This window comes from Acinetobacter sp. ANC 7912, from assembly GCF_039862785.1.
Taxonomy (GTDB): Bacteria; Pseudomonadota; Gammaproteobacteria; order Pseudomonadales; family Moraxellaceae; genus Acinetobacter; species Acinetobacter thermotolerans.
Window position 1 is genome coordinate 2,192,860 of sequence record NZ_CP156795.1, and the last position, 26,813, is coordinate 2,219,672.

Below are 26,813 nucleotides of genomic sequence, written 5' to 3' on the forward strand. Positions count from 1 at the left end.
ATCACTTTATCCACAGTTTTAAATTTAAATAAACTCATTTTTAAATCACGCTAATATTATCTAGGAAATTGTGAATGCCCTATCAATCGTGGATTATAGATTTAAACAGGAAATTTGCCGATTTATCTCAATGGTTTAATTAAAATAAAAACTTTGTGAAGTTAAATTAAGATTGTTCTTTATTTAATCAATTTTTTATGATAAAAAGGCGGATAACAAATATGAATTAACGATAAATAGATCGGACAAGAATATCTATGAAAATCGTGCAGGAAGAAAATATACATCAGGTTGAGCAGCCTCATCTGAGCTCGGGGTATGACATTGATATGATGTCAGGACTATTTTTTGTCTTGGGCATGCTGATCTGTGGCTTAGTATTGCACCACTTCGTTTTTTAAAATTATTTTTCCAGAATTTTTCGCATAAAAAACCCAGCCTGAGCTGGGTTTTTCGCATTCAGACATTAAGCATTGCGTTTTGCAAACTCATCCATGAATTTCACCAGGGCTTGTACACCTTCTAGCGGAACGGCATTGTAAATACTTGCACGCATACCACCGACTGAACGGTGACCCGCCAAGTTCAACAGGTGATTTTCTTCAGCTTCTTTCAGGAACTGTTTTTCCAGCTCTGGCTTAGCCAAAGTAAATGGTACATTCATGATTGAACGGTTTTCTGGTGCAATCGGATTTGCATAGAAGTCGCTAGAATCAATGTAGCTGTACAGCAATTCCGCTTTTTGCAGGTTCACTTTGTGAATCGCTTCCACACCCCCCTGTTCCAGTAACCATTCGAATACCAGACCAGACAGGTACCAAGCATAAGTTGATGGTGTATTCACCATAGAACCGTTTTTCGCTTGGTCTGCATATTTCAGGATGCTTGGAATTTCTGGTTTAGCTTGATCCAAAAGATCGTTACGGATAATCACCAGAGTCAGACCTGCAGGACCGATGTTCTTTTGCGCACCGGCATAGATCAGACCAAATTTAGACACGTCGATCGGAGCAGACAGAATGCTTGAAGAGAAGTCACAAACCAGTGGCTTGTCAGTTTCTGGAATATTGGCGAATTGCAGACCACCGATGGTTTCGTTATCTGCATAATGCACATAAGCGGCATCATCAGACAGGTTCCAGGTGCTTTGATCGGCAATGGCCAATTTACCGTCTGCAGTTTTGGTACCTGCTTCAACAACATTGATGTCGCCATAGCGTTTTGCTTCTTTTAACGCTTTTTCAGACCAGATACCAGTATGGATATAATCCGCTTTGTTATTTTTGCCCAGCAGGTTCAGTGGAATCGCTGAGAATTGCAGAGATGCACCACCCTGTAAGAACAATACTTTATAGTTCTCAGGAATGTTCATGAGTTTGCGTAGGTCTGCTTCGGCCTTTTCCGCAACCGCGACATAGTCTGCACTACGGTGGCTCATTTCCATGATCGAAAGACCCTTGCCCTGCCAGTCAAGCATTTCAGCTTGAGCCTTTTCAAGTACGGCAGTAGGTAATGCAGCAGGACCAGCACAGAAGTTGTACGCGCGCATGATTTTTCCTTTCAGAGTGAAACACAATAAAATGATGGCATTTAACCATATCTCGGCGTAGCTTGCACAAAATTATTTCTATCTAGGAATGAAGATAGAGTCAAAAAATCAATGTAGATTCGAGGGATAATTTGAATGTGTTTTATTTTTCAGAGCTTAACTGAGTGATTTTATTTGTGTGTAATCTTCTAGAGCAAATATCAAAATAAATCCTTTGGCAATGGGCTGAAATTTAATCATGGTTCATTCAATGTTGATGAGTACTTTAAAAGTAAACCTCTTTTCGATGACACAATACTACAACTGAATCTGTCGCTGACTTGCAAGCACTTGATTTATAATGCAGCTTAAACTGAATGAATGTAACAATTACATCACCACTTTATGAGCATAAAGAACAATAAACGACGTGTCTGCTGGGGTTTGACCGTGCTTGCATCCATGATGTATGGCACCCTTACACATGCGCAAAGCATCAGCTTTCACGATGCTGAACGACAGTTATTACAACGCAGCTATAGCAACCAGGCTTTCCAAAGTCTGGAACAGGCTGCAAAACTTGAAGCAGAAGCGGTTAAAGGTATAGGTTTGCCAAGGGTTGATCTGAATATTCGGGCTTATGCCTTTCGTAATGAATTAGATATTCCTTTAGGTGCTGTTAAAAATAACCTTGAGCAGTCACTTACCAATGGCTTAAATAATAAAATTGATGAGTTTAATTTAGATCAAAATATTGCTGACCCGCTTAAAGAAGGCCTGAAACAACCTATTCATGATGGAGTGGGTTTAATTCCTGATTCATCCAATGTAGTGCTGAGAGATGAAGTTATTCGCCCGACTGTTTCCGTGATGATGCCACTTTATACCGGTGGCCTGACCCGTAGTGCCAAAGAAATTGCCAATATTCAGGCGGGTCGCAGTGAACTCAGCAATCAACAGCAGCAGGACACTCAACGCTTTGAACTGATTCAGGCATATTTCAATGTACAGCTGCAAAAGCAGCTACTCGAAGCAGCGCGTTTTAACGCAACTGCTATGCAGCAGCATTATCGCAATGCCCTGAAAATAGAACAGCAGGGCTTTATCAGCAAAGGGCAACGTATGCAGTTTGAAGTAGCGCGTAACAATGCAGAGCGTGCCCAGCAAAATACCCAAACCAACCTCAAGGCCGCACTGTTCCAGCTGAATAACCTGTTGCAGGACAACAGCATTACCGAACTGAGTACACCTTTATTTGTCAATCGTGCTGAACCGCAAAATGTCAATGTTCTGCTCAGCAGCTTTAGTGAGAACTCCCCACTGATCAAAAAAATGCAGCTGGATACCGAACTGGCCAAAGCCAATGTCAAAGCCCAACAAGCAGCAAAAAAACCAAATGTGTTTGCCTTTGGCGAATACAGTCTGGATGAAAATGAAAATTGGATTGTGGGTGTCGCAGCACGCTATAACCTGTTCTCTGGCGTGGATAAAAACAAGTCTATTCAGGCAGCAGAGCTGAAACGCTTTGCTGCTGAACTCATGACGGCGCGCACTCAGCAAGAAATTGAAAACCTGATTTATAAATCCTTTAGTGAAGCCGTCAGTGCTCAGCAAAGTGACGTATTACTACAACAGAACTTAAAAGCGGCTCAGGAAAATCTGCGGATTCAGGAATTATCTTTTAAAGAAGATGTTGGGACGGCCAATCAGGTGATTGATGCACAAAACATGCTAAGTAGCCTGAAAGCGGAAATGGCGGTGAATGCCTATAAATATGTAATGTCATTGGCCACCCTGTTGCAAAGTCATGGTTCGCTTGCAGAATTTCCCAACTATATGCAACATGCCAATACCCACTATATTCGTTAATGGAGCCACACATGACTGATGCGCAAAAGCCAGAACACCCAGTTGATGAGCAGGCTTCAGAAATGAATCAAGACCATCAGACTGAGGATCTTTCGACTGAAACAGCAAAAGAAAAACCTGTAAAAAAATACCTGTTACTCGCTACGCTTCCTATACTCCTAGCGCTAATCGGTTTTGGCTTATGGAAAACCTATCAGCCCAAAGACATTGAACTGCAAGGCCGGGTTGAAGCAGAAACGGTGCAAGTTGCGACTAAAGTGCCAAGCCGGATTGAAGCGGTGTATATCCATGAAGGTGATGAAGTCAAAAAAGGCCAAGTACTGGTCAAACTGAATAGCCCTGAAGTGGAAGCAAAAAAACAGCAGGCTTTAGCAGCTTTGCAATCTGCCTTGGCTTTGCAATCCACCGCCGAACGTGGCTCCCAGGACGAAAATGTTGCTTCACTATATGCCAACTGGCAGTCCCTTAAGGCACAGGAACAACTCGCTAAAACCTCCTATCAACGTGGTGCGAACCTATACAAAGAAGGTGTCATTTCCCGCCAGCGCCGGGATGAGCTGTATGCCGCTTCGCAGTCTGCTGCACAAATGACTGAAGCCGCTTATCAGCAATATCTTCGCGCTCAACGTGGTAGTACCCCACAGCAAAAAAGCTCAGCTGATGCTCAGGTAGAAATTGCCCGTGCAGCAGTCGCGGAAGCCGATGCACTTGAAGCCGAGACCGAACTGCTGTCACCAATTGATGGGACAGTATCTAAAACCTATGGCAATGTCTCTGAACTGGTCGCTGCTGCTGTGCCGGTGGTCAGCCTAATTTCTGCAAAACGCTGGATCAGCGTGAATATTCGCGAAGACCAATATGCGGCTCTCGGTGAAAACAAACAGCTGGAAGGCTTTATTCCAGCACTCAATAAAACTGCAACCTTTAAAGTCAAAGGTATCAGTGCCGAAGGTGAATTTGCCACCATTAAAACCACCCGACAGACTGGCGGTTATGATGTGCGCAGCTTTAAAGTCCATCTGGTTCCAGTGAACGACATTCCCGGGCTAAAAGTCGGTATGAGTGTGCTGTTTAAACTGCAAGAGCCAAAATAAATGCAAACAGGATTCTGGGCAGGCATCCAGCGCGAACTGCGCTATTTATTCCGCGAAAAGTGGGATCTGGCACTGGTTCTGCTTGCACCTGCCTGCATCCTGATTCTGCTGGGCGGCATGTTTGCTCAAGGCAAACCGGATCATTTACCGATTGCGATTATTGATCAGGATCAAAGCAGCCTGAGCAGTAAGATTTATGATCATTTATCTTTGAATCATACCTTACAAGTGCATACCGTTTCCGATCAAATGGTCGAAATCGAAAAGCTATTAAACGAAAATAAAATCTGGGGCTATATTCATATTCCTGCCGGAGCCGAGCAGCGACTGGTCAAGGCCCAAGATGCCGAAATCAGTATTGCTTTCAACCAAAGCTATTTCAGTATCGGTAATACCATTTCTTCAGCCATGCTACTCAGCACCTTGCAAGCCCTAGCTGAATTTACTGGTAAGCAGTATCTAGTTAACACGCTCCCCTATCTGAATGCACCTACACCGAATATTAAAATTTCCCCACTGTATAACCCACAGCTGAATTATGAATTTTATCTGGAACCCTATATGGTTCCGGCGATTCTACACTTGCTACTTTGCTGCTGTGTGGCATTTACGGTAGGTCAGGAACTGAAACGGCATACCTTTCAGGAATGGATCAGTCAGCAAAGCCTGTGGTCAGCGCTGCTGTCTAAAAATCTGGTCTATGTGGCAATCTTCTGCGTCTGGACCTGGATCTGGATGATATGGATAGTGGAAATTCGTGGCTGGTTTATTGCCGGATCACTAGGACTGATTTTATTGACACAAGTGTTGTTCTATAGTGCTTATGCCTTTCTCAGTAGTGCTGTTGTACTTGTCACGAAGGATCTCACCAAATCTTTTGGCCTACTCGCAGTCTATGGCGGTTCATCGCTCAGCTTTGCTGGAGTTACTTTACCCCTGAACAATGCCCCACTGTTTACCCAGTTCTGGGCCAATATCATTCCCTATACGCCCTATGCCAAATTACAAACTGAGCAATGGGTGATTGGCAGTCCGCTCTATCTGTCCCTGCAACCGTTATTGGTACTCGCTGTCTATGTAATACTTTATGCGGTGCTAGCTTATATTTTTCTGAAAAGAACAGCCCAAGGAGTGTCCTCATGAAAGCACTTTGGGCAGCTTATTGCCAAACTTTTAAGGATATTATTGCTAATACCAGCATCTTCACGACACTGATTTTATCGGTATTGTTTTACAGTTTTTTCTATCCAACCGCATATAAGGCGGAACAGGCAGAAGCATTACCTATTGTTATCGTGGATGAAGAACAGAGTGCGCTAAGTAACACCATTATCAGTCATGTTAGCCAGAGTCCCAATGTGCAGATTACAGCAGTTACCGGAAATTTTGCTGAAGCCAAACACATGGTCGAAACCCAGCAAGCCGATGGCATCCTATTATTGCCAGACAATCTTTCCCAGACCATCCGGCATGGAGAAAATGGCGGGATCGGATTGTATTTAAGTGCTGCCAATTTCCTGATTACTAAACAGATCGGTTTAGGATTGGTTTCATCAGTTGAAAATACTTTAAGTGAATATGCCGAACGCTTTAGCGAGATTTCGCATTTTTCTCCTGCCCTATCCATTCACCAGATTCCGCTATTTAACCCGCTGTCAGGTTATGGCAGTTATGTATTTCCAGCTGTAGCACCGTTGATTATTCATCAGACGATTTTTCTGGGACTGAGCATGCTGTTGGCGCTGTATCGGGAAAATAAACAGATCATCAATCTGACCCGTTTGTCCGGGATTAGTCTGGCCATTCTGACCATTGGTTGTCTGGGCTGTTACTACCTGTTTGGCTTTACCTTCTGGTACTTTGATTATCCGCGTGGCGGGAATTTCTGGGGTATGCTGTTGGCTGTACCTATCTTTGTGTTTTGCATCATTGGGATTTCCACCCTGTTTGCCAGCTTTCTGGACATGCCGGAACGTGCTGGACACGTCATCGTGTTTACCTCGATTCCGCTGTTTATGCTCTCGGGCGTAGCCTGGCCCTATGCTGCCATGCCTGCCTGGATGCAAATGCTGGGACAAACTCTGCCTTCAACACAAGCCGTGCATTTATTTATTCAACTCAATCAGATGGGTGTGCCGACCTCGCTGATACTTGGCAAGTTAGCCTATTTGCTGGCTGTGGGAAGCATTTGTTTATGCTTAGGCTATTACCGTTTAAACCGACAAAATAAACAGCTTTCGTTTGATTAAACTAGAGCTTATTCCCCGTAAACCCGAATATAGAAATTCTGGATTTTGGTACTGCCATTGGGCTTGTCAAAGCTGACATCGTACTGCACCAGATTCTTTGGATAGGCAATTTCATAGCTGACCTTGTATTCACTCGGTTTGCCGGTTTCTTCCACAAAGGTTTTCACCATCAAGGTCTTGGACTTGTATTCACCCTCCGGAATGGAATGTGAAAACTTTTTCATGGTTTTCTGGTTTTCCTGGAAATACTGCTGAAGTTTAGGATCCAGATAGCTTAGGAATTCCTCATACTTGCCATCACGCAGGTCGTTGTAAGCAATTTCAGCTACCTTTTCCTGCGCAGGACTCGGATTCGGCACCTGATCTGTATTGCTACAACCTGCCAGCAGACCTAGTCCAGCCAGTAACATCAGTTTGGTTTTCATCATCTCATTTCCAATCAAATCTGTAAAAAAGGACGCCGAAGCGCCCTTTTTATAAGAAGAATACAGCTTATTCTTCTGTGGTGTTGTCTTCATCCTGAGCTGTTTCAGCAGCATCAGTCGTTTCAGATGAAGTCTGTTCGGTTTCTTCAACCAGATCCAGTTCTTCTTCATCGTCAACTGCTTCGATCGCTTCAACACCGACCAGTTTTTCATCTTCTGCCAGACGGATCAGACGTACACCTTGGGCATTACGGCCAGTCTGTGCCACTTCAGATGCACGGGTACGAACCAGCGTACCGCCATCAGAAATCAGCATCAGTTCTTTAGAAGCATCAATCGCAACTGCACCCACCAGCTCACCGTTACGTTCAGAGGTCTTGATTGCAATCACACCCTTACCGCCACGTTTCTTGGTTGGGAAATCATCGACCGGCGTACGTTTACCATAACCGTTTGCAGAAGCACACAGCACTTCGCCAGTTTCTGGAACCACTACCAGTGATACGATACGGCTAACCAGGTTGCTTTCTGAAGAGTCTTCATCATCCGATTCAACATCGACATCTTCAACATCTTCTACCTGAGACGCACCGATGGTCACACGCATACCGCGTACACCCTTCGCTGAACGGCCCATGGCACGAACGTCAGTTTCAGCAAAACGGATTGCTTTACCTTCATTCGAGAACAACATGATTTGCTGTTCGCCATCGGTAATTGCCACGCCTATCAGGGTATCATCACCATTCAGTTCAATGGCACGCAGACCATTTGAACGGACATTCGAGAATTGTTCCAGCTCAACACGCTTGATGGTACCGTACTCGGTTGCCATGAATACGTAGAAGTTTTTACGCAGGTTTTCTGCCTGTTCAGCAAACTCGGCAACGACTTCATCATCCAGATCAGTTGCAGACAGTTCTACACCCAGCTGTTTCAGCTGTGAACGCAGTGCATCGGATAAGTCATCACCATCTGCCAGTTCAGCAAAGGCTGCTTCTAGCTCGGCATAGTGTGACTTGATGATGTCATTTTCTAGCAGCTTGTCTTTATTCGTTTTCACGAAGCTGCGGAAATCTGCCAGACGATCCTTGAAGCGTTTTGGCGCATCAATCACCGGCAGAATTGCTGTAATGGTTTCGTTGTCCTCAAGCGGTAACAGATTCACCATTGGACGACCTTTGGAACCACGAGAGGCTTGAGGTACTTCAAAGACTTTCAGACGGTAAACCTTACCGACATTGGTGAAGCAGAGTACAGTCGCATGGTTCGAAGTGACGATCAGATGACGGATATAGTCATCTTCTTTCATCGAAGTGGCTGATTTACCACGGCCGCCACGGCGTTGTGCCGCATAGTCAGATAATGGCTGAGTTTTCGCATAACCAGAGTTCGAAACAGTCAATACCACCTGTTCTTCTGGAATCAGGTCTTCACGAGAGAAGTCCACGCGAGATTCCACGATCTCGGTACGACGTGCATCTCCATACTGTTGCAGGATTAAAGAAAGTTCTTCTTTGATCACGTTCATCAGCAGGTTAAAGTCATTCAGAATCGCGGTGTATTCTGCGATTTGTCCCAGAATCTCGGTATATTCTGCTTGTAACTTGTCCTGTTCCAGACCAGTTAGACGGTGCAGACGTAATTCCAGAATTGCACCGACCTGGGTTGGAGACAAACGGTAAATCTCGCCATCAATACCGAATGGACGGCTTGGATCTTCACCTTCAATTTCGTCAGGGCGTACAGAAACCGCGCCCGCTTTTTCCAGTAATGCAGCCACGCCACCTGCAGCCCATTCACCGGCCTGTAAACGTTCACGTGCTTCTTGTGGGTTTGCAGAAGTCTTGATGGTTTCAATGATGGCATCAATATTCGCCAGTGCAACCGTCAAACCTTCCAAGATATGACCACGTTCACGTGCCTTACGCAGTTCGAACATGGTACGACGAGTCACTACTTCCTGACGGTGACGGATAAACGCGGCAATAATGTCTTTCAGGTTCATCAATTTCGGCTGGCCATTATCCAAGCAGACCATATTGATGCTGAAAGCATTTTGTAGCTGGGTATTCAGGAACAGGTTATTCACGATCACTTCAGCGTTTTCACCACGCTTCAGGTCGATCGCAATACGCATCCCTTCCTTGTCGGATTCGTCACGCAGTTCTGAAATACCTTCCAGTTTTTTCTCTTTGACCAGTTCAGCGATACGTTCAATGGTTTTCGCCTTGTTAACCTGATATGGAATTTCAGTGAAGACAATCGTGCTACGACCAGATTTCGCATCTTCTTCGATATGGTATTTACCACGAATGAACAGACGCCCTTTACCGGTACGATACGCGTCGACAATGCCAGATTTACCGTAGATGATGCCGCCTGTCGGGAAGTCAGGACCTGATATGTGCTCCATCAACCCTTCAATGCTGATATTTGGATCATTGGCATACGCCAGGCAGGCATTGATGACCTCAGTCATGTTATGCGGTGCCATGTTGGTTGCCATACCCACGGCGATACCAGCAACACCATTCACCAGCAGATTCGGAATACGCGTTGGCAGCACTTGTGGAATGCGTTCAGAACCGTCATAGTTGTCTTCCCATTCCACGGTATCTTTTTCAAGATCGCTAAGGAGTTCATGGGTCAGCTTACGCATACGTACTTCGGTATAACGCATTGCCGCTGCACTATCGCCATCGACAGAACCGAAGTTACCTTGACCGTCTACCAACTGGTAACGCAAGCTAAAATCCTGGGCCATACGGACAATGGTTTCATAAACGGCAGAATCACCATGCGGGTGATATTTACCGATTACGTCACCGACTACACGTGCAGACTTTTTATATGCTTTGTTATAGTCATTGCCTAATTCGTGCATTGCGAAAAGCACACGACGATGAACCGGTTTTAAACCATCTCGTACATCGGGCAATGCACGTGACACAATCACGCTCATCGCATAATCGAGATATGAGCTTTTAAGTTCATCCTCAATGGCAATCGGTCTAATTTCCGATACGCTCATGCATACTCCTTATTCTACAGGTCCAGGTTGACCTGTATTTATATGTCGTAAATCTAGCTAAAAATTGGCCCAAAAAAAGGTTGAACCAATATTAAAATTCAGTCGGACAGTATAGCATAAAACCGCCCAAATTAAGCCGTTTCCGATACAACTATCTAAAGGATTTTCAGTAGAAATTTTAACCAATTCACAGATTTTTACGTATAAAAAAACCTCCCCAGACAGAGGTTCATTTTGAACCTGATTTATGGGGGTTCAGGTATGGAAATTTTCACTTCGGAATCTGTAATTTTATCTGGGCAATCGAGGGGTGAAAGCTGTTTTGACCTTACTTTAAAATCTCATTGGAATCATAATCAGGCAATTAAAAACCAAGTGATTTTCTATCCAACCTATCGGGAATTCTAGCAACAGATCATTTAAGTTTTCAGAAAATGACCTTCATCAATAAAACATGAATAGAAGCATTATTTTTATCTCATCTGAGATATGTTGATTCTCATCTTTATATACCAAAAAACAGCGTATCTACTTTTTTTATTTTCAGATTCATCATCTCATCATAAATCGAACCAAGATCTTATTTTTTTAATAACGTGGAACCTCCATACAGTAACCATGTCATCAATACAAAAGGAAAAATTAGCACTAATAGCGCCAATGCATCAGCCTGTAGCCCATCAGCACTGTTTTGCAAGCGTTGATTATGCCGCTCAATCCACTGCTCTGCTTTCGCCAGTACCTGTGCATCTGTAAGTCGATACAAGTAGATCAGATAGATAAGTCCTATAAGGCTACAGACAGCCACAATAAGCCATCTGCATTAATCCCACCAAATAAGCCAATACAGCGAGCATAAAAAGAATCAGCGTTAGACAAAACAGTCGATAAAATCGGGCATTTTCGATTAAAGGCTGATATAGAGACAGCATAAAAAATCATTCATTATTATTTTTTTCAGTATAAATAAAAAATGCCCCAAAGTTTTCACTTCGAGGCATTTTTTGGACTGCGGTCAGAATTACAGTTTAGAAACCAGTTCTGGAACCACAGTATTCAGGTCACCTACCAACCAGTAGTCAGCTACTGCATTGATTGGTGCTTCTTCGTCTTTGTTGATGGCAACGATCACTTTAGACTCTTTCATACCTGCCAAGTGCTGGATCGCACCAGAGATACCTACAGCAATGTACAGGTCAGGCGCAACGATCTTACCAGTTTGACCAACCTGCATGTCGTTAGGAACGAAGCCAGCGTCAACAGCTGCACGGGATGCACCTTGTGCTGCACCAAGCTTGTCAGCAAGTGGGTCAAGGATTTTGTGGTAGTTCTCGCCAGAACCCACACCACGACCACCAGAAACCACGATACGAGCAGCTGTCAATTCAGGACGCTCAGATTTCACGATTTCTTCGTTGATGAATTTAGAGATACCAGCGTCACCAGCAGATGCAACAGATTCAATTGCTGCTGAACCGCCTTCTGCAGCTACAGCATCAAATGCTGTACCACGAACAGTTGCAACAACAACTGATTCAGAAGATTCTACAGTCGCAATCGCGTTACCTGCGTAGATAGGACGCTTGAATGTGTTAGCAGAGTCAACAGCGATTACGTCAGTGATCATGCTGACATCAAGAAGTGCAGCTGCACGTGGCAGGATGTTTTTGCCAGTAGTTGTAGAAGCAGCAAGGATATGGCTGTAGCCTTTACCTAATTCTGCAACCAGTTTCGCTACGTTTTCAGCCAGTTGGTTAGCATAAGCAGCATCGTCAGCAAGTAATACTTTGCTTACGCCAGCAACTTTAGCAGCCTGATCAGCAACTGCTTGAGCGCCAGAACCAGCAACCAATACAGTGATATCACCACCGATTTTTTGCGCCGCAGCAACAACGTTTAAAGTAGCAGCGTTTAATGCTTTGTTGTCGTGCTCAGCGATAACTAAAATACTCATGATTTTTATCCTTCTGTATTAGATCACTTTCGCTTCGTTTTTCAATTTTTCTACAAGCTCATCTACAGACTTCACTTGTACGCCAGCTTTACGCTCTGCAGGAGATTCAACTTTCACTGTTTTCAGTTTAGTTGCAGCGGTTACACCGAAATCTGCAGGAGTTTTAGTTTCAAGCGGTTTTTTACGTGCTTTCATAATGTTAGGAAGAGCAGCGTAACGTGGCTCGTTCAGACGCAGGTCAGTTGTGATGATTGCTGGCAGAGACAGCTCAACAGTTTGCAGACCACCGTCGATTTCACGAGTAACTTGTACTTTGTCGCCTTCAACTTTCACTTCAGAAGCGAAAGTACCTTGGCCTGCATTTAACAATGCACCAAGCATCTGACCAACCTGGTTAGAGTCGTCATCAATTGCTTGTTTACCAAGAAGGATCAATTGAGGTTGTTCAGCGTCAACAACGCCTTTTAGGATTTTAGCAACTTCCAGCGCACCCAGTTGGCTGTCATCAGCTTCAACCAGAATACCGCGGTCAGCGCCCAGCGCCATTGCAGAACGGATTTGTTCTTGCGCTTCTTTAGGACCAATAGAAACAACAACGATTTCTGAAACAGTTCCTTTTTCTTTTAAACGAACCGCTTCTTCCACTGCGATTTCACAGAATGGGTTAATTGACATTTTAACGTTTGTTAAGTCAACACCACTGTTGTCCGGCTTAACGCGAACCTTAACGTTGGCATCAACCACACGTTTTACAGCAACAAGAGCCTTCATGTAATCCTCGGCTGTTTTAGCAAATGTAAATATTTAGAAAAGTTAGGATAACTCTTCACTTAAATTTTTTTAGGTGCCCTATCTTGCAATGTGTACGGCATTTCGGTCAAGTCACAATTCAGCAATCCGCTGTAAAAATCGGTAATTTTCCTTGAACGTCGCGTTCACAAATCGAGATTTGACATTTATGCCGCTTATTTACCCATCAATTTATGTAAAATTTAAGTATTGATTTTTAATATCTTTTTATTTGATTAATCACATCAAAAGATTTGATCCAAATTTAAGACCTAAAAAAGCTCGACCGGCCAGTACAGATTAACTTTCTATCCATAACGTATATCTAAATCTGTCATTTCAGACATAAGAATAGCCGATATAGTCATTCAGTTTTCTAGTGACTGTATTGACCAAAAATAATCCTCAATTGAGCGCAGACAAATCTGTTTTAAAAGGCTATAAAAATAAAAAAAGCACCTGATTAAAAGGTGCTTTTGAAATTCTATGTTGATGTCATGGGATAACTAAATCACTTTAGTTAATGATCAACCATGACGCAGCGAGTGCAAGTAAACCACCCGAAGTACCATCGATCCATTTCTGCTTTCGCTCATCAATCTGGGCAGACTGGGTCAGTTTGGCAAACAGCAGACTTAAGGCACAATATACTACAAAGATCAGCCCAATAAAGATAAAGGATAAAATCAGACCTTGACTCACAGTATTTCCGCTTTTATCAATAAACTGCGGCAGGATCGCAAAATAAATCAGCATGCCTTTGGGATTTAGCAAGGCAGTAAAGAAGCCTTTTTTCACCGGATTGGCTGCGGTTTTCTTCTCAATGTTCAGCTGGTTTTTACTGAAGAGGGATTTCACCAGATGCAAAGCCAGAAATAACAGGTAAGCAATGCCTAACCAGCGGATGGTTTCAAACAGCAGCGGGAAAGACACAATAATCGCAGCAATTCCCAATGCCACCAGAATCGAATGTACCAGATAACCTGAACAGACACCGATGGTTGCCATCATGCCTGCTTTTGCATCCTTACCCATCACTTGAGACAGAATAAACAGCATATCGGGTCCAGGTGTAAAAATCAGGGGTAGCACGGTCAGTGCAAAGAGTGCAAATACAGACATTTCCTTTTCCTTGTTGCATGTCGGAAAGTGAAATTAGTATCTGCGAAATTTTACAAAATAGGCTTTCAATTTATTTTATAATGAGGCTTATTTTTAGAATTTTATTCGAATATATGAAAATATCTTCTAAGTCTGTTCGAGTAAAACTCGATCGTATTGATAAAAGTATCATTCAACACCTGCAAGCCAATGGTCGGATGCAGAATAATGACCTGGCACGCGAGATTGGATTATCTCCTTCCTCCTGTTTACGTCGAGTCAAACTACTGGAAGAAGCAGGCGTGATTCAAAACTACACGACCGTAGTTGATCCCCAGAAAATCGGCTTACAGTTGATCCTGTTTTCTCGAATCTGGCTAGTGGGTCAGGATGCGGAAACCATTGATACTTTTATTGAAGCGATGAAGGAACTACCGCAAGTGATGGAGTGTTATATCATTCTGGGCGAATGTGATGCCATGCTGAAAGTGGTGGTACCTGATCTGGAAAGTTACCGTAAATTCCAGTCCACCCATTTAACCAAGAAAAATGGCATTACCAGTGTCAAAACCGACTTGCCCAGCCAGATCATCAAGCAGAGTTTCCAGTTACCCTTGGATGACCTGTAACAAGTCCAATAAAAAAGGACGAATATTTTCGTCCTTTTTGCTCTTCAAGATTTTCCTAAACCCGGCTTTCTAAAAAATCGCGGTGCACATGACTCAGGTCAATCAACGCATAAGATTTCAGATCAAAAATTTTCCAGATTTCTAAAGCATCTTCTTTCAGATCCACTGCTTTGGTGGCGCGATTGGTTTCCTGCCAATGCAGGTCTGAAATCCATAAATAGTATTGATTATGGTCCGGATCATAAGCCTGTACTTTACCATCCGCATTAATGCCCTGCACATGCGCACCTGCCGGCAAGGTCGCTTCCATTTCTGGCAGGCTAATTTCTACAAAGTGTTTAATCTGGCGTAAGCCATAGCCAGCAAAAATTTCTTTTTGTGCCTCAGTTAGCTGTTCGTATTTTTGCTCTATATCCGCAATCATGTCTTTGCCCTATTGTTCCATTTCTCTCGTGCTGAATCCAATTCAGCTCAATCTTTCGCCTAAATTCTATTGTTGTGTTATACCTGAATTTAAGCTTAGCGCGAATAAGACAATGGTGAAATATTCTCCATGGTCATTCTTTGCTCTGACTTGAGTGTATCTTTTCATTATGAAAGTTTTATGCCAAGTTTATCGGCACTGGTCGTTTTTTATCAGCAAAGTGGTTCAGCTGCTTTTCGTTTGTTGCTGCGCCCGTGGATGTGCCTGATCATAAATCTGCGCCAGATGATCAAAATCGACATGGGTATAAATCTGGGTGGTGGTCAGATTACTATGTCCGAGCATTTCTTGCACTGCGCGTAAATCCCGGCTATTGGAGAGCATATGACTGGCAAAACAGTGGCGTAACAAGTGTGGATGCAAATCGACATTTACCCCTGCCCGCTGCGCCTGCAGTTTGACCCGATTTTCAATCTGTCGTGCACCGAGTGGATTACCTTTTTGAGTAATAAATACATGCGCTTCTGGCACAAAATCGCCATTCCATAAAGGATAAATCTGCAGCCAAGCCATGACGCTGTCTTTGGCTTTGGAACCAAAAGGTACAATCCGGGTTTTGTTACCTTTACCAGTAATACGAAGCAACTGACGGTTAAAATCAATATCTTTGATTCTCAATCCCTGAATCTCTGCTAGACGCAGACCACTGGAGTACAGCAATTCTAGAATCGCCTTATCGCGCTTCCACATCTGCTGCGACACTTCACCTTCTGGCTCCGGCTGATCCAGAATCTGGTTGATGGTTTCAATATCTACCATCCCAGGTAAAGGACGCGATTGGCGTTTTAACTGAAAATCATCCGCCGGGTTGAAACTGAGGTAATTCGCCTGCTCAGCCCATTTCATAAACTGACGAACGGCAGAAAGTAAACGCTGCAGGCTGCTGGAGCTTAAGCCCTGCTGTTCAACTTTTTCTGCCATAAACTGGCGCAGGTCAGTGGCTTCGACATCAGCTAGAGCCAATGAATTGCGCTGACAAAAATTGAGGAAGTCAGACACATCACGTTCATAAGCCTGCAAAGTGTGTTTGGACTGGTTCTGGATTTCACGTTCTTTGAGCCACATGGACAGTAATGTTGTTGCATCTGCCGTCATTTCATTACCCCCATGTGCCTATTAAATTGAATCAGGAAAACAGTCTAGCAAAAAATCCTTTCTTCTTCGCATCTATACGCACATAAAATGCTTCGGTTTCCTCACGCAAATAATGCTGCAATGCACTGGTTGCATCAGCATTATCCAAATGGATCAGATCAACCATTCTTTTTCTAACCAAACTGTCATAAGCCACATGGCCAATCTGATTTTTTAAGCGTTGGAATGATTCGTGATCCAATGCCTGATCTGTTTCAAAACCAATCAGTAGTGTAGGCTCCGGGTCACGCTTTTGGTCATGCATCTGCGCGAGATATGCATTTTTCACTTCTGGCTTAGTTTTGAGCAGGATACACAATTGATCAACCATTTCATGCGGGTATTCTGCAGGCTGTCCTAGCAAGACTTCTGTTTGTTCCTGATATTCATAGCTTTCCAGTTTAGAACCATAACCACCTTGCAAAAGTGCCTCTATTTCCTGTGGAACAAATTCCTTTCCATACTCACTAAATGGATTCAATACCAACGACGCACCAAGGGTCATTTCAAAAAAACTTCTCGCGGGTATACGCAGATATGACTGCTCTTCCTGAGTCCCCTTTTGCAGACTTTCCAAAGACAGGAAAAATGGTAAATAAGGTTCGCCCTTTTCATCCTGCAAATGCATCAAACGCACCTGACTTCCTTCTTCGAGTACACGTTCACCTCCTTGTTGGACGGGTCGATCTGCAAATCCAATACAATAAATATCAGCATTCAGAAGTTGTTCTAAAAATACCGGACGTTGATTCGGTTCCAGACTGGCTTTAACCAGAAGTTCTTCTAATTGTTTTTCATTATGTTCCATATTGGATTCTCATCAGTTTGAATTGTTGTTTTTGTAATTGTTATGGATATAAAAAAGCCCTGACGGATCAGGGCTTTCAAGCTTAACCTTGGAAGTAACGTAAGTCCAATCGACCTTCATAAACGGTTGCAGTCGGACCGGTCATCCAGACTACATCGCCCTCTTTCCATTCGATCTGCAACTTACCGCCAGCCAGTTCGATTTCAACATTATTGGCCAGCAGACCACGGCGCATGCCCGAAACCGCAGCAGCACAGGCGCCAGTACCGCAGGCCAAGGTTTCACCGACACCACGTTCAAACACACGTAGGCGTGCATGTTTTTCATCAATGATCTGCATAAAGCCGGCATTGACACGTTGCGGGAAGCGTTCGTGGGATTCGACTTGTGGACCAATACGTAGCACATCTGCCTTGATCACATCCGGTACGATGGTCACAGCATGTGGATTGCCCATATTGACCACATCGATGGTCAGCTTCTCACCATCAGCGAGATTGATGTCATACAAGCTGTCGGGTTCATCGGCCAGGAATGGGATTTCATGTGGCAGGAACTTTGGATAGCCCATATTCACGCGCACCCAACCATTGGCACCCAGCTCAGGCTCAACAATGCCAGACTTAGTTTGCACCTTGATTTTTTTCTTGGTGGTCAACTGACGCTCGTGCACGAAACGGGCAAAACAGCGTACACCATTACCACACTGCTCAACTTCCGAACCATCGGCATTAAAGATACGGTATTTGAAATCGGCACTTGGAACATCAGGTGGTTCAACAATGAGTAACTGGTCAAAACCGACACCAAAGTTACGGTTCGCCAGACGCTGAATAGTCATGGTGTCCAGATAGGCACGCTGGCTGATTAGATCCACCACCATAAAGTCATTGCCCAGACCATGCATCTTGGTAAATTCAAGCAACATTCTTTAGTCTCCTTAAGGCAATAAACGTTCACGTTCCCACAGTGATTCGATGGTTTCACGTTCGCGAATCAGATGTGCCTGATCACCATCCACCATCACCTCAGCCGCACGGCCACGGCTGTTGTAGTTTGAGCTCATCACGAAACCGTATGCACCAGCACCCAATACTGCCAATACATCATTTTCCTTGATCGCAAGCTCACGCTCTTTACCGAGGAAATCGCCAGTTTCACAGATCGCACCAACCACATCCCATTCTTTGGCTTCGATATCAGTACGCGGAGTGACAGGCTGAATGTCCATCCAAGCTTCATATAAAGCCGGACGAATCAGGTCATTCATCGCTGCATCAATGATGGCAAAATTGCGGTGATTGGTTGGTTTTAGCAAATCGACTTTGGTCAGCAACACACCCGCATTGGCAGAAATACTACGACCCGGTTCCATATACACTTTCAGGCCCAGTTTTTCCAAAGCTGGACGCAGTGCATTGGCATATTCTGCAACTGATGGCGGTGTTTCATCTTTATAGGTCACACCTAAACCACCACCAATATCAATATGTTTAAGGGTAATGCCAAGCTCTTTCAACTTGTCGATCATCACTATCACACGATCCAGCGCATCCACAAATGGCTGGGTTTCAGTCAGCTGTGAACCGATATGACAGTCAATCCCCACCACTTCCAGGTTTGGCAATGACGCTGCATATTGATAAGTTTCAAATACGCTGTCTGATGGAATACCAAATTTGTTTTCTTTCAGACCTGTAGAAATGTAAGGATGAGTTTTGGCATCCACATCCGGATTTACACGCAAAGAAATCGGCGCTTTTTTGCCAAGTTCAGCGGCTACTTTCTGGATACGGTCCAGTTCGGCGTAAGATTCCACGTTAAAGCAGGCAATGCCGACTTCCAGTGCTTTTTTGATGTCTGCTTCAGATTTACCCAGACCTGAGAATACGATCTTCGATGGATCACCACCGGCTTTTAGCACACGTGCTAGCTCACCGCCAGTGACGATATCAAAGCCTGCACCTTTCTTTGCTAGTACATTCAATACCGCAAGATTGGAGTTTGACTTCACCGCAAAACAGATCTGATGATCGATAAAGTCAAATGCACGGTCCATGTCCAGATAATGCTTTTCAAAAGTCGCTTTTGAATAAACATAGAGTGGTGTGCCAAATTGCTCTGCCAGCTGTTGCAATGAACACTGTTCGGCATGCAATACCCCATTAATGCGGGTAAAACTCATGAAGGTATCCTTTCTTTGAAAGCGTTAAGGTGTGGTAGTTGAATCTGATACTGCAGGTGCAGAAAACTGCTGTTGCACAGGCGCATCCCGTTCTTCATCGGCAGTTTTAGACTCAGCTTCGGTATTTTTATAGAGCAGGAACTTGGCACGCTTGTCGTAATTCGGATCATTCGGCATGTATAAGGCACCGGACTGACCACAACCCACAAGAGCAAGACCTGTTGCTAAGAGACTGATGTAGCAAATGACTTGGCGCATCTGACCACCTAATTGAATAGTTTCGATGAAGTATAACGCGATCATTCGCCATGACCAAAGCGTTAAACGCTAGAGAGTATCTTTAGACAAAAAAAAACGCCAGCAGATCGCTGACGTTTTTATTGATATGGATTATTTATGTTTCTGTTTATAGAAGCCTAAATAGCCCAAAATCAGCAGAATAAACCAGATCGGGCTGACCATTAAGGCACGACGAGTATCATCTTCTAGCGATAACACACCAATCATGCCAACAAAGAAAATGATCACGATCCAACACGTCACCAGACCGCCAGGCAGCTTAAATACCGATTTGGCATGTAGCTCTGGACGGGTACGGTAATAGATCATGTAACTCCAGATGATCATCAGCCATACACAGATAAATAGAATGGTCGATAAAGTCGTCGCCAGTGTGAAAGCTTCAACGGTATTTGGCACAAAGTACTGTAATGCTGCGCCAAGCAATAAGCAGATTGCAGAGAAATACAGTGCATTCGCTGGTACTGCACGCGAGTTCAGACGACCAAATGCTTTCGGTGCCTGTTCTTCACGGGACAAACCGAACAGCATACGACTGGTCGAGAACACACCACTGTTCATAGATGACATTACAGATGACAGTACCACCAAGTTCATGATGATCGCAGCCGCAGCAATACCTGCCTGGCTAAACAGGTTTACGAACGGAGAAACGCTTGGATTGATCTGATCCCATGGGGTTACAGACATCACAATGATCAGAGCCAACACATAGAAAATAATGATACGGATCGGAATCGAGTTCACCGCTTTAGGCAAATTACGCTCTGGATCCTTGGTTTCCGCAGCAGTCGTACCAACTAGTTCTACGCCCACAAAGGCAAAGATCGCAATCTGGAAACCTGCCAGGAAGCCCATGGTACCTGTCGGGAATAAACCACCATGATCCCAGATATGCGCAAATGACGCGACTGTACCGGCATCATTAGTAAAGCCGGTAAAGATCATCCACAGTCCCACGGAAATCAGCACCACAATGGCAATGATCTTGATCAGGGCAAACCAGAATTCCATCTCACCAAATAGTTTTACTGTTGCCAGGTTCAGGCCCATGATGAACACAATGGAAGCGATACTGATCAGCACCCCTTCGCCCGGGGTAAATGGCATGCCATTATTAAAGAACTGTAAATAGTAGATAATCGCAGAAAGGTCGGCGATGCCGATGGTGATCCAGCATAGCCAGTAGGTCCAGCCAACAAAGTAACCGGCCCAAGGACCAATCAGATCGGTGGTAAAGTCGATAAAAGACTTATATTGTAGATTGGATAGCAATAGCTCGCCTAATGCGCGCATTACCAGAAAGACCATAAAACCGATGATCATATAAATCAGCAGAATCGAGGGTCCTGCCAGACTAATGGTTTTACCGGAACCCATAAACAGACCGGTACCAATAGCACCACCAATCGCAATCAGCTGCAGGTGTCGATTGGATAAACTACGCTGCAGCTCGCCGTTTTCGGACGACGAACCGGTATGATGACCTGACATTATTTTTCAACTTCGATGTCTAATCGCGACAAATTAACGCAAAATGGGGGGAATACAAAAAGAAAAATTCACTTCATTTGTATTTTCGGCCTAATCTTAAAAGTTAATTTATTTTTCTTATATAGCAAATGAGTTCTCTTTAGTCGTAGAACGGACAGACATTTTTCCAGCCTTTTTATTGTAAAAGTTCCTAAACTGTGTAAAAAAATAAATCTAAATAAATGTTATGAAACGTGCTGAGGATGAGCACGCATGGCATATGAATTGCTTGATTAGAATTAAGTGAAATTTAAATTAACTCAGGACGAACAAGAAGAATTTTATGCAAAATTTACAAAGCATCATGGAAACCATCAGCGGTTGGGTTTGGGGTCCATTTATGCTGGTACTGATTGTCGGTACCGGTGTATTCCTGACTTTCCGCCTGCTGTTCTGGCAATTCCGCATGTTGCCACTGGCTTTTAAACAGGTTTTTGGCAAACATCCCTCTCATGAAGGCGACATTTCCCAGTTTGGCTCACTGATGACCGCCCTTTCCGCCACCATTGGTACCGGTAATATTGCCGGTGTCGCAACTGCATGTGTCCTGGGTGGACCGGGTGCCGTGTTCTGGATGTGGATGACGGCGCTGTTCGGTATGGCGACCAAATATGGTGAAGGCGTACTGGCAGTCAAATACCGTGTTAAAAATGAACGCGGTGAAATGTCCGGTGGCCCAATGTATTACATTGAACGTGGCCTAAAATGGAAATGGCTAGCGCTGATCTTTGCCTTCTTTGGTGCTGTAGCCTCTTTCGGGATTGGCAGTTCAGTACAATCCAATACGGTGGCTCTAGCCGTTGAAAATGGTTTCGGTCTGGAAACCTGGATCACTGGTATCGTGATCACTGTATTATCGGCACTGGTAATTCTCGGCGGGATTAAATGGATTGCACGCGCTTCTTCCTTTATTGTCCCAATCATGGCGATTGGCTACGTCGCGGGTGGTCTGATCATCATTTTCAATAACTTGGAACTGGTTGGTCCTGCCCTGAAAATGATCTGCACCTATGCCTTTACCGGTGAAGCTGCGGTCGGCGGTGCCATTGGTGCTGCGATCCGTTACGGTGTCGCTCGTGGAGTATTCTCGAATGAAGCGGGTATGGGTTCTGCCCCAATTGCCGCTGCGGCTGCAAAAACCGATCATCCAGCTCGTCAAGGCTTAGTATCGATGACCGGTACTTTTATTGACACCATTATTGTCTGTTCAATTACAGGTATCGTGCTGGTGATGGGCTTCATCATTGCTGGTAGCGATTTTGGTGGACAAACTGGTGCGGTCCTTACTGTTTCGACCTTTGACAAACTGCTGCCAGGTGTCGGTGGCTGGATCGTGACCTTCGGTATTATTTTCTTCGCCTATTCCACAATTCTGGGCTGGAGTTACTATGGTGAAAAATGTGCGACTTACCTGCTCGGTGACAACTTTGTTCTGCCGTACCGTATCCTCTATATCGCATCGGTATTTATTGGCTGTGTAGCAACTCTGGATCTGGTCTGGTTGTTTGCCGATACGTTCAACGGTCTGATGGCGATTCCAAACTTGATCGGCTTGTTATTGTTGTCTGGTGTGATTGTCAAAGAGTCCAAAGACTTTATTGAACGTCGTAAATCTGGTGAGCTGTATTAAGTAAATCGAATCCTTAAAAAAGCCACGTTCATCGTGGCTTTTTTTATGGTATCAATTTTCTAAATGAGATCAGTTGAGACGACCGGAAAATTCATCTTCATCATGATTGAGTTCACAATTCAGAAAATCCTCACGGTCTGCTTCAATCTCCAGCGCAGTTTCCAGAGACAAGACAAAGAACAGTACGCCAGGAATTTTCATTTCGCCTTCGGTGTCTTCGAGATGATCACTGAGTATTTGATATGTTGAATCGACTTCATCAAATGGCACATCGATATAAAGATCACCGGAATAACTTTCAATCACGCCCGGCTGTTCGATTCCCATACAGGGTGTGAAGGTAATTTGTTTTTGCTGTAGCCATTCCATTAAATTTTGACGCAGATGATAGGATTCAGCCTCAGCATTGTTATGTTCATAATTTTCAAAATGAACAAATAAAACATCACGGCCTTTTTCACGTGCAATCGCATCGATATGTTGTAGTAATTGTGGCATATCCGGTTTCCTGTTCCCGTGATGAATCATCCGATTATAGAGAATATTTTATGGATATGTAGATCTGCAGATTTATCGACGTCATTGCTTGACGCAAAGCTGCTGAATTTGCAATCAATCTCTTGGCAATTTTCTTCATTCACCGCTATGCTGTAGCCCCATTCCCTCTATTTTATTTTTCGGAAACTATGGCTAAAGCAAAAAGTGTCTATCGTTGTGAGCAATGTGGTGCAGATCATCCGAAATGGTCTGGTCAGTGTGCTGAATGTGGGGAATGGAACAGCCTACTGGAAGTCACCCTTGCCCCTGCAACGACACACCGTGCCCAGCCGAAAGTCGGTGGTTATGCCGGACAGGCATCAGCCATTACCACACTAAATAAAGTTTCGGTTTCACATGAAACTCGTATGCCTACCGGGATCGGTGAATTTGACCGTGTCCTTGGTGGCGGTCTGGTTACTGGCTCCGTGGTACTGATCGGTGGTGACCCAGGGATTGGTAAATCCACCATTCTGCTACAGACCGCGACGCATATGGCGGCTCGGAATAGCGCGGCGTTGTACGTGACGGGTGAGGAATCTTTGTCACAGGTTGCATTACGCGCCCAGCGTTTGGGCCTACCAACTGAACATCTCAAAGTTATGGCAGAAACCTGTGTCGAACGTATCTGTGAAGTGCTGGCACAGGAACGCCCTGCTGTCGCCATTCTGGATTCGATTCAGACTTTATATACCGAAACTCTGCAATCTGCACCAGGTGGCGTATCACAGATCCGTGAATCTGCTGCTCTACTCACTCGCTTTGCAAAGAACAGCGGCACTGCCCTGTTTATTGTCGGTCACGTCACTAAAGAAGGTGCACTGGCCGGCCCGCGTGTGCTGGAACACATGGTCGACTGCGTCCTGTATTTCGAAGGTCAGTCCGATTCTCGCTACCGCATGATCCGTGCGGTAAAAAACCGTTTCGGTGCGGTGAATGAACTAGGTGTTTTCGGTATGACAGACAAAGGTCTGCGTGAAGTCTCCAATCCTTCTGCGATTTTCCTCAGTCGTTATGATGAAGCCATTCCCGGTTCCATCGTGATGATTAGCCGTGAAGGCACACGCCCGCTTTTGGTTGAAGTACAGGCTTTGGTCGATGATGCTCATGGTCAGCCACGCCGGGTAGCGCTTGGTCTGGAACAGAACCGTCTGAATATGCTGCTTGCCGTGATGCATCGTCATGGCGGCGTGCAGACTTCCGGACAGGACGTCTATGTGAATATTGTTGGCGGTTTAAAGATTACCGAAACCGGTTCCGACTTGGCTGTTCTGCTTGCCTGTGCATCAAGTATTCGTGGTAAGGCTCTGCCACAGCAACTGGCGGTGTTTGGTGAAGTGGGTCTGTCAGGAGAAATCCGCCCAGTTCCAAACGGTCAAGAACGTCTCAAAGAAGCCATCAAGCACGGCTTTAAATACATCATTCTTCCACGTGCCAATGCCCCGCAAAAAGAAGTACCGGGTGTCCGCTTTATTGCGGTTGCCCGCTTGCATGAAGCCCTCACAGAAGCGATGACTTTAAGTGATGAACTTTAATCCTGAATCTGGACATTTAGATTTTTCTTTTGATTAAAAAATACAGATTTTTGATTGAAATTCCATTGAAAGCCTATATAACTATAAAGCTCAATGAAGTTTTATTTTTATAGGAAAATTGAATGGAAGTTCGACAGCGCGGTTTGATCGCGGGTTTATTGACTGCAGCATTATTAGTTGCTCCTCTGGCTGCTGAAGCAAAACGTGCCGGTGGTGGTAAAAGCCACGGTATGCAACGTTCTGCTGCACCGACTCAGTCTTATCAGCAACCTCGCCAGACCGCTCCTGTACAACAGGCACCGACTGCTGGTGCAGCGACACAACAGAAATCTGGTTCAGGTGTTGGTGGCATGGTGGCAGCGGGTGTGGCAGGTGCTGCAATTGGTGCGGTAGCGGCGAATGCCCTGGCTGATGATAAAGATGCACAAGCAGCGTCTGAAGCTCAAGCAGCTCAACAGCAAGAGGAAAAAGGTGGTATTCCAGGCTGGATCTGGATCTTACTCGCTGCTGCTGTTGCCTTCTTCATTTTCCGCAAGATGGGCGCAAAAAAAAAACTAGCTTCTAATCCATACGCGCCAAACAGTGGTGCTGGTAATGCAGCGCCATTTGGTCAAACACCTCCTCGCGGTGGTGATAACACCAATATCTTTGGTCAAAATGTCGGTGGCAGTGCGCCAACCAATAATGCACCATTTGGTTCTGCGCCAGTGAACAATGCTCCGTTTGGCGCAGCCTACACCAACAGTGGCAACCAGCTGCCTGATGGCACTGAACCTGCTGCGTTCCTGCGTGTTGCGCGTCAGCGTTTTAATCATATTCAGTCTATGAATACGGCAAGCAACATTTCAGAAATCAAGCGTTACCTGACTCCTGATCTGTACCAGTCAATGTACAACGACATCATGGCGAACCAGGATCAGGACGTGGCTGAGTTCTCTAACCTGAATGCTATGGTAGTCGATTCTGCCAATGAAAATGGTCAATACGTAGTGAGCGTACGCTTTACAGGTACTGTGAGCGAAGACTTGAACAGCTTGCCACAGCCATTTGCGGAAATTTGGCACTTTGTGAAACCTGCTGGCTCTAATCAGGACTGGTTAGTTGCAGGTATTCAGCAAGAAAGCTAAGACCTAATTCTTTTAAATCAAACAGCGACCCTCGGGTCGCTGTTTTTTATTTCTCTAAAATTATCAAAAAATCTTTTATCACTATTTCAATATTGGCTTTTTTATTTTGAACCTTTTAATCTACACAAAAGATTATTGAGATTTAAAAATGACTGAGCGTGTTTCTCCCCCTGCCACTCTGGCAAACCGTGCCCTAGCTGGCGATGCCGAAGCACAATTTGAACTGGCTGAGCTGTATATGCACAGCGAGCATGAAGATGACATCATTCTGGCTGAAGAATGGGCACTAAAAGCTGCCAACAATGGTTTGGTGGAAGCTATGTACTGGCTAGGCGAAGGCTATACCGTGTATGCGAAAGAAATCGTTGAGGAAGATCCTGAAGAGTCTAAGGCTCACTTTGAGTTAGCCTATTACTGGCTCAGCAAAGCCCATTTCGAAAAACACCCGGCAGCAACCTTAGAACTGGCTGCTTTTTACCGCCGTGGTGATGTAGTCGAAAAAGACGTTGCCAAGTCGATTGATCTGGTGAAACAGGCAGCAGAATGGGGAGACGTTCAGGCGATGCGTGACCTGGCATTTATCTATGCCAACGGTTTAGGTATTGAAGCTGATGACATACAGGCAGATTACTGGACTACAAAAGCAGATGAAATTGAACAAGAAATAGAGTAAATAAGAAGCCCATCCAATGATGGGCTTTTTTACGAGAATAAAACTTTATTTCAGTTTTCAAATATCAGGTTTTTTCTCAAAATATTTTCAAAATTTTTTTATTAGTCAGATATTAAACAATTTCGGATTGGAACCAAATTAATTTCCAAGTACAATAGCCCGCTAGTCGAGGGATGCTGCAACTGTCTTACAGGC

24 protein-coding genes are annotated in these 26,813 nt (G+C 44.5%); 9 read left to right on the plus strand and 15 right to left on the minus strand.

Annotation, left to right across the window (positions count from 1 at the left end):
* Positions 1–466 precede the first annotated feature (466 nt).
* Positions 467–1,549, minus strand: a complete 1,083-nt coding sequence (serC, locus tag ABEF84_RS10860) for a 3-phosphoserine/phosphohydroxythreonine transaminase (RefSeq protein WP_034582698.1) — start codon at positions 1,547–1,549, stop codon at positions 467–469.
* 384 nt (positions 1,550–1,933) lie between these two features.
* On the opposite strand from serC, the gene ABEF84_RS10865 reads away from it, so the two are divergent.
* The 4 genes from ABEF84_RS10865 (at position 1,934) to ABEF84_RS10880 (ending at position 6,740) form a co-directional block, all read left to right on the plus strand.
* On the plus strand, positions 1,934–3,397 hold the full coding sequence (locus ABEF84_RS10865; RefSeq protein WP_347454814.1) for a TolC family protein: 1,464 nt from the start codon (positions 1,934–1,936) through the stop codon (positions 3,395–3,397).
* A 62-nt stretch (positions 3,398–3,459) separates the two neighbouring features.
* On the plus strand, positions 3,460–4,491 hold the full coding sequence (locus ABEF84_RS10870) for an HlyD family secretion protein (RefSeq protein ID WP_404798881.1): 1,032 nt from the start codon (positions 3,460–3,462) through the stop codon (positions 4,489–4,491).
* Entirely contained in the window at positions 4,492–5,634 is a 1,143-nt protein-coding gene (locus ABEF84_RS10875; RefSeq protein WP_034582703.1) for an ABC transporter permease, read from the plus strand.
* Positions 5,631–6,740, plus strand: coding sequence for an ABC transporter permease (locus ABEF84_RS10880; RefSeq protein ID WP_034582704.1), 1,110 nt, complete (start codon positions 5,631–5,633; stop codon positions 6,738–6,740). The genes ABEF84_RS10875 and ABEF84_RS10880 overlap by 4 nt, the downstream gene beginning before the upstream one ends.
* A gap of 8 nt (positions 6,741–6,748) precedes the next feature.
* Here ABEF84_RS10880 and ABEF84_RS10885 read toward each other — a convergent pair whose 3' ends face one another.
* The 6 genes from ABEF84_RS10885 to ABEF84_RS10910 form a co-directional block, all read right to left on the minus strand.
* Complete coding sequence (locus ABEF84_RS10885) at positions 6,749–7,165, minus strand: DUF4878 domain-containing protein (protein WP_034582715.1); 417 nt, start codon at positions 7,163–7,165, stop codon at positions 6,749–6,751.
* A gap of 67 nt (positions 7,166–7,232) precedes the next feature.
* On the minus strand, positions 7,233–10,199 hold the full coding sequence (gene gyrA, locus ABEF84_RS10890) for a DNA gyrase subunit A (RefSeq protein WP_034582707.1): 2,967 nt from the start codon (positions 10,197–10,199) through the stop codon (positions 7,233–7,235).
* Positions 10,200–10,779: 580 nt separating this feature from the next.
* Positions 10,780–10,965 carry a hypothetical protein gene (locus tag ABEF84_RS10895; RefSeq protein WP_347454812.1) on the minus strand — a complete coding sequence of 62 codons (186 nt, stop codon included), beginning with the start codon at positions 10,963–10,965 and terminating at the stop codon, positions 10,780–10,782.
* A gap of 255 nt (positions 10,966–11,220) precedes the next feature.
* Positions 11,221–12,153: an electron transfer flavoprotein subunit alpha/FixB family protein gene (locus ABEF84_RS10900; protein ID WP_034584718.1), complete on the minus strand. Its 933-nt coding sequence runs from the start codon at positions 12,151–12,153 to the stop codon at positions 11,221–11,223.
* 18 nt (positions 12,154–12,171) lie between these two features.
* Positions 12,172–12,924 carry an electron transfer flavoprotein subunit beta/FixA family protein gene (locus ABEF84_RS10905; protein WP_034584721.1) on the minus strand — a complete coding sequence of 251 codons (753 nt, stop codon included), beginning with the start codon at positions 12,922–12,924 and terminating at the stop codon, positions 12,172–12,174.
* Positions 12,925–13,458: 534 nt separating this feature from the next.
* Positions 13,459–14,064 carry a LysE family translocator gene (locus tag ABEF84_RS10910; RefSeq protein ID WP_347454811.1) on the minus strand — a complete coding sequence of 202 codons (606 nt, stop codon included), beginning with the start codon at positions 14,062–14,064 and terminating at the stop codon, positions 13,459–13,461.
* Between the two features lie 113 nt (positions 14,065–14,177).
* On the opposite strand from ABEF84_RS10910, the gene ABEF84_RS10915 reads away from it, so the two are divergent.
* Positions 14,178–14,672 (plus strand): Lrp/AsnC family transcriptional regulator, encoded by a 495-nt coding sequence (locus tag ABEF84_RS10915; protein WP_034584726.1) that lies wholly within the window; start codon positions 14,178–14,180, stop codon positions 14,670–14,672.
* A gap of 55 nt (positions 14,673–14,727) precedes the next feature.
* Here the strand turns inward: ABEF84_RS10915 and ABEF84_RS10920 are convergent, their stop codons facing one another.
* The 7 genes from ABEF84_RS10920 to ABEF84_RS10950 all read right to left on the minus strand — a co-directional run bounded on the left by ABEF84_RS10920 (position 14,728) and on the right by ABEF84_RS10950 (position 21,077).
* Positions 14,728–15,096 carry a hypothetical protein gene (locus tag ABEF84_RS10920; protein ID WP_347452970.1) on the minus strand — a complete coding sequence of 123 codons (369 nt, stop codon included), beginning with the start codon at positions 15,094–15,096 and terminating at the stop codon, positions 14,728–14,730.
* A gap of 225 nt (positions 15,097–15,321) precedes the next feature.
* Entirely contained in the window at positions 15,322–16,251 is a 930-nt protein-coding gene (gene xerA, locus ABEF84_RS10925; RefSeq protein WP_347454810.1) for a site-specific tyrosine recombinase/integron integrase, read from the minus strand.
* A 31-nt stretch (positions 16,252–16,282) separates the two neighbouring features.
* Positions 16,283–17,098 carry an enhanced serine sensitivity protein SseB C-terminal domain-containing protein gene (locus tag ABEF84_RS10930; RefSeq protein ID WP_347473682.1) on the minus strand — a complete coding sequence of 272 codons (816 nt, stop codon included), beginning with the start codon at positions 17,096–17,098 and terminating at the stop codon, positions 16,283–16,285.
* A gap of 82 nt (positions 17,099–17,180) precedes the next feature.
* Positions 17,181–18,026 (minus strand): diaminopimelate epimerase, encoded by an 846-nt coding sequence (gene dapF, locus ABEF84_RS10935; RefSeq protein WP_347454808.1) that lies wholly within the window; start codon positions 18,024–18,026, stop codon positions 17,181–17,183.
* 12 nt (positions 18,027–18,038) lie between these two features.
* Positions 18,039–19,283, minus strand: a complete 1,245-nt coding sequence (gene lysA / locus ABEF84_RS10940; protein ID WP_347452973.1) for a diaminopimelate decarboxylase — start codon at positions 19,281–19,283, stop codon at positions 18,039–18,041.
* Between the two features lie 24 nt (positions 19,284–19,307).
* Positions 19,308–19,541 (minus strand): LPS translocon maturation chaperone LptM, encoded by a 234-nt coding sequence (locus ABEF84_RS10945; protein ID WP_347454172.1) that lies wholly within the window; start codon positions 19,539–19,541, stop codon positions 19,308–19,310.
* A 132-nt stretch (positions 19,542–19,673) separates the two neighbouring features.
* Positions 19,674–21,077 carry an amino acid permease gene (locus tag ABEF84_RS10950; protein ID WP_347454807.1) on the minus strand — a complete coding sequence of 468 codons (1,404 nt, stop codon included), beginning with the start codon at positions 21,075–21,077 and terminating at the stop codon, positions 19,674–19,676.
* 322 nt (positions 21,078–21,399) lie between these two features.
* Here ABEF84_RS10950 and ABEF84_RS10955 point away from each other — a divergent pair, with 322 nt between their 5' ends.
* Positions 21,400–22,746, plus strand: a complete 1,347-nt coding sequence (locus tag ABEF84_RS10955; protein WP_034584741.1) for a sodium:alanine symporter family protein — start codon at positions 21,400–21,402, stop codon at positions 22,744–22,746.
* Positions 22,747–22,815: 69 nt separating this feature from the next.
* Here the strand turns inward: ABEF84_RS10955 and ABEF84_RS10960 are convergent, their stop codons facing one another.
* The gene (locus ABEF84_RS10960) at positions 22,816–23,244 is read right to left on the minus strand and encodes a hypothetical protein (protein WP_034582882.1); all 429 of its coding nucleotides are present in this window, start codon (positions 23,242–23,244) and stop codon (positions 22,816–22,818) included.
* Between the two features lie 188 nt (positions 23,245–23,432).
* Between ABEF84_RS10960 and radA the strand changes: the two genes are divergently transcribed.
* From radA to ABEF84_RS10975, 3 genes are all read left to right on the plus strand, one after another.
* On the plus strand, positions 23,433–24,818 hold the full coding sequence (gene radA / locus ABEF84_RS10965) for a DNA repair protein RadA (RefSeq protein WP_347464185.1): 1,386 nt from the start codon (positions 23,433–23,435) through the stop codon (positions 24,816–24,818).
* Between the two features lie 122 nt (positions 24,819–24,940).
* Complete coding sequence (locus ABEF84_RS10970) at positions 24,941–25,945, plus strand: Tim44 domain-containing protein (RefSeq protein ID WP_034582887.1); 1,005 nt, start codon at positions 24,941–24,943, stop codon at positions 25,943–25,945.
* A 148-nt stretch (positions 25,946–26,093) separates the two neighbouring features.
* Positions 26,094–26,618, plus strand: coding sequence for a tetratricopeptide repeat protein (locus tag ABEF84_RS10975; protein WP_034582428.1), 525 nt, complete (start codon positions 26,094–26,096; stop codon positions 26,616–26,618).
* Positions 26,619–26,813: the final 195 nt, after the last annotated feature.

What these genes read in the sequence shown, in the direction of transcription:
- ABEF84_RS10885 (WP_034582715.1), bottom strand. Translation starts at nt 7,165, where the DNA reads ATGAAAACCAAACTGATGTTACTGGCTGGACTAGGTCTGCTGGCAGGT.
- ABEF84_RS10865 (WP_347454814.1), top strand. Translation starts at nt 1,934, where the DNA reads ATGAGCATAAAGAACAATAAACGACGTGTCTGCTGGGGTTTGACCGTG.
- ABEF84_RS10920 (WP_347452970.1), bottom strand. Translation starts at nt 15,096, where the DNA reads ATGATTGCGGATATAGAGCAAAAATACGAACAGCTAACTGAGGCACAA.
- ABEF84_RS10975 (WP_034582428.1), top strand. Translation starts at nt 26,094, where the DNA reads ATGACTGAGCGTGTTTCTCCCCCTGCCACTCTGGCAAACCGTGCCCTA.
- ABEF84_RS10960 (WP_034582882.1), bottom strand. Translation starts at nt 23,244, where the DNA reads ATGCCACAATTACTACAACATATCGATGCGATTGCACGTGAAAAAGGC.
- ABEF84_RS10930 (WP_347473682.1), bottom strand. Translation starts at nt 17,098, where the DNA reads ATGGAACATAATGAAAAACAATTAGAAGAACTTCTGGTTAAAGCCAGT.
- ABEF84_RS10880 (WP_034582704.1), top strand. Translation starts at nt 5,631, where the DNA reads ATGAAAGCACTTTGGGCAGCTTATTGCCAAACTTTTAAGGATATTATT.
- ABEF84_RS10870 (WP_404798881.1), top strand. Translation starts at nt 3,460, where the DNA reads ATGAATCAAGACCATCAGACTGAGGATCTTTCGACTGAAACAGCAAAA.
- ABEF84_RS10945 (WP_347454172.1), bottom strand. Translation starts at nt 19,541, where the DNA reads ATGCGCCAAGTCATTTGCTACATCAGTCTCTTAGCAACAGGTCTTGCT.
- lysA (WP_347452973.1), bottom strand. Translation starts at nt 19,283, where the DNA reads ATGAGTTTTACCCGCATTAATGGGGTATTGCATGCCGAACAGTGTTCA.
- xerA (WP_347454810.1), bottom strand. Translation starts at nt 16,251, where the DNA reads ATGACGGCAGATGCAACAACATTACTGTCCATGTGGCTCAAAGAACGT.
- ABEF84_RS10955 (WP_034584741.1), top strand. Translation starts at nt 21,400, where the DNA reads ATGCAAAATTTACAAAGCATCATGGAAACCATCAGCGGTTGGGTTTGG.
- ABEF84_RS10900 (WP_034584718.1), bottom strand. Translation starts at nt 12,153, where the DNA reads ATGAGTATTTTAGTTATCGCTGAGCACGACAACAAAGCATTAAACGCT.
- radA (WP_347464185.1), top strand. Translation starts at nt 23,433, where the DNA reads ATGGCTAAAGCAAAAAGTGTCTATCGTTGTGAGCAATGTGGTGCAGAT.
- ABEF84_RS10875 (WP_034582703.1), top strand. Translation starts at nt 4,492, where the DNA reads ATGCAAACAGGATTCTGGGCAGGCATCCAGCGCGAACTGCGCTATTTA.
- ABEF84_RS10910 (WP_347454811.1), bottom strand. Translation starts at nt 14,064, where the DNA reads ATGTCTGTATTTGCACTCTTTGCACTGACCGTGCTACCCCTGATTTTT.
- ABEF84_RS10950 (WP_347454807.1), bottom strand. Translation starts at nt 21,077, where the DNA reads ATGTCAGGTCATCATACCGGTTCGTCGTCCGAAAACGGCGAGCTGCAG.
- ABEF84_RS10970 (WP_034582887.1), top strand. Translation starts at nt 24,941, where the DNA reads ATGGAAGTTCGACAGCGCGGTTTGATCGCGGGTTTATTGACTGCAGCA.
- serC (WP_034582698.1), bottom strand. Translation starts at nt 1,549, where the DNA reads ATGCGCGCGTACAACTTCTGTGCTGGTCCTGCTGCATTACCTACTGCC.
- ABEF84_RS10915 (WP_034584726.1), top strand. Translation starts at nt 14,178, where the DNA reads ATGAAAATATCTTCTAAGTCTGTTCGAGTAAAACTCGATCGTATTGAT.
- ABEF84_RS10905 (WP_034584721.1), bottom strand. Translation starts at nt 12,924, where the DNA reads ATGAAGGCTCTTGTTGCTGTAAAACGTGTGGTTGATGCCAACGTTAAG.
- gyrA (WP_034582707.1), bottom strand. Translation starts at nt 10,199, where the DNA reads ATGAGCGTATCGGAAATTAGACCGATTGCCATTGAGGATGAACTTAAA.
- dapF (WP_347454808.1), bottom strand. Translation starts at nt 18,026, where the DNA reads ATGTTGCTTGAATTTACCAAGATGCATGGTCTGGGCAATGACTTTATG.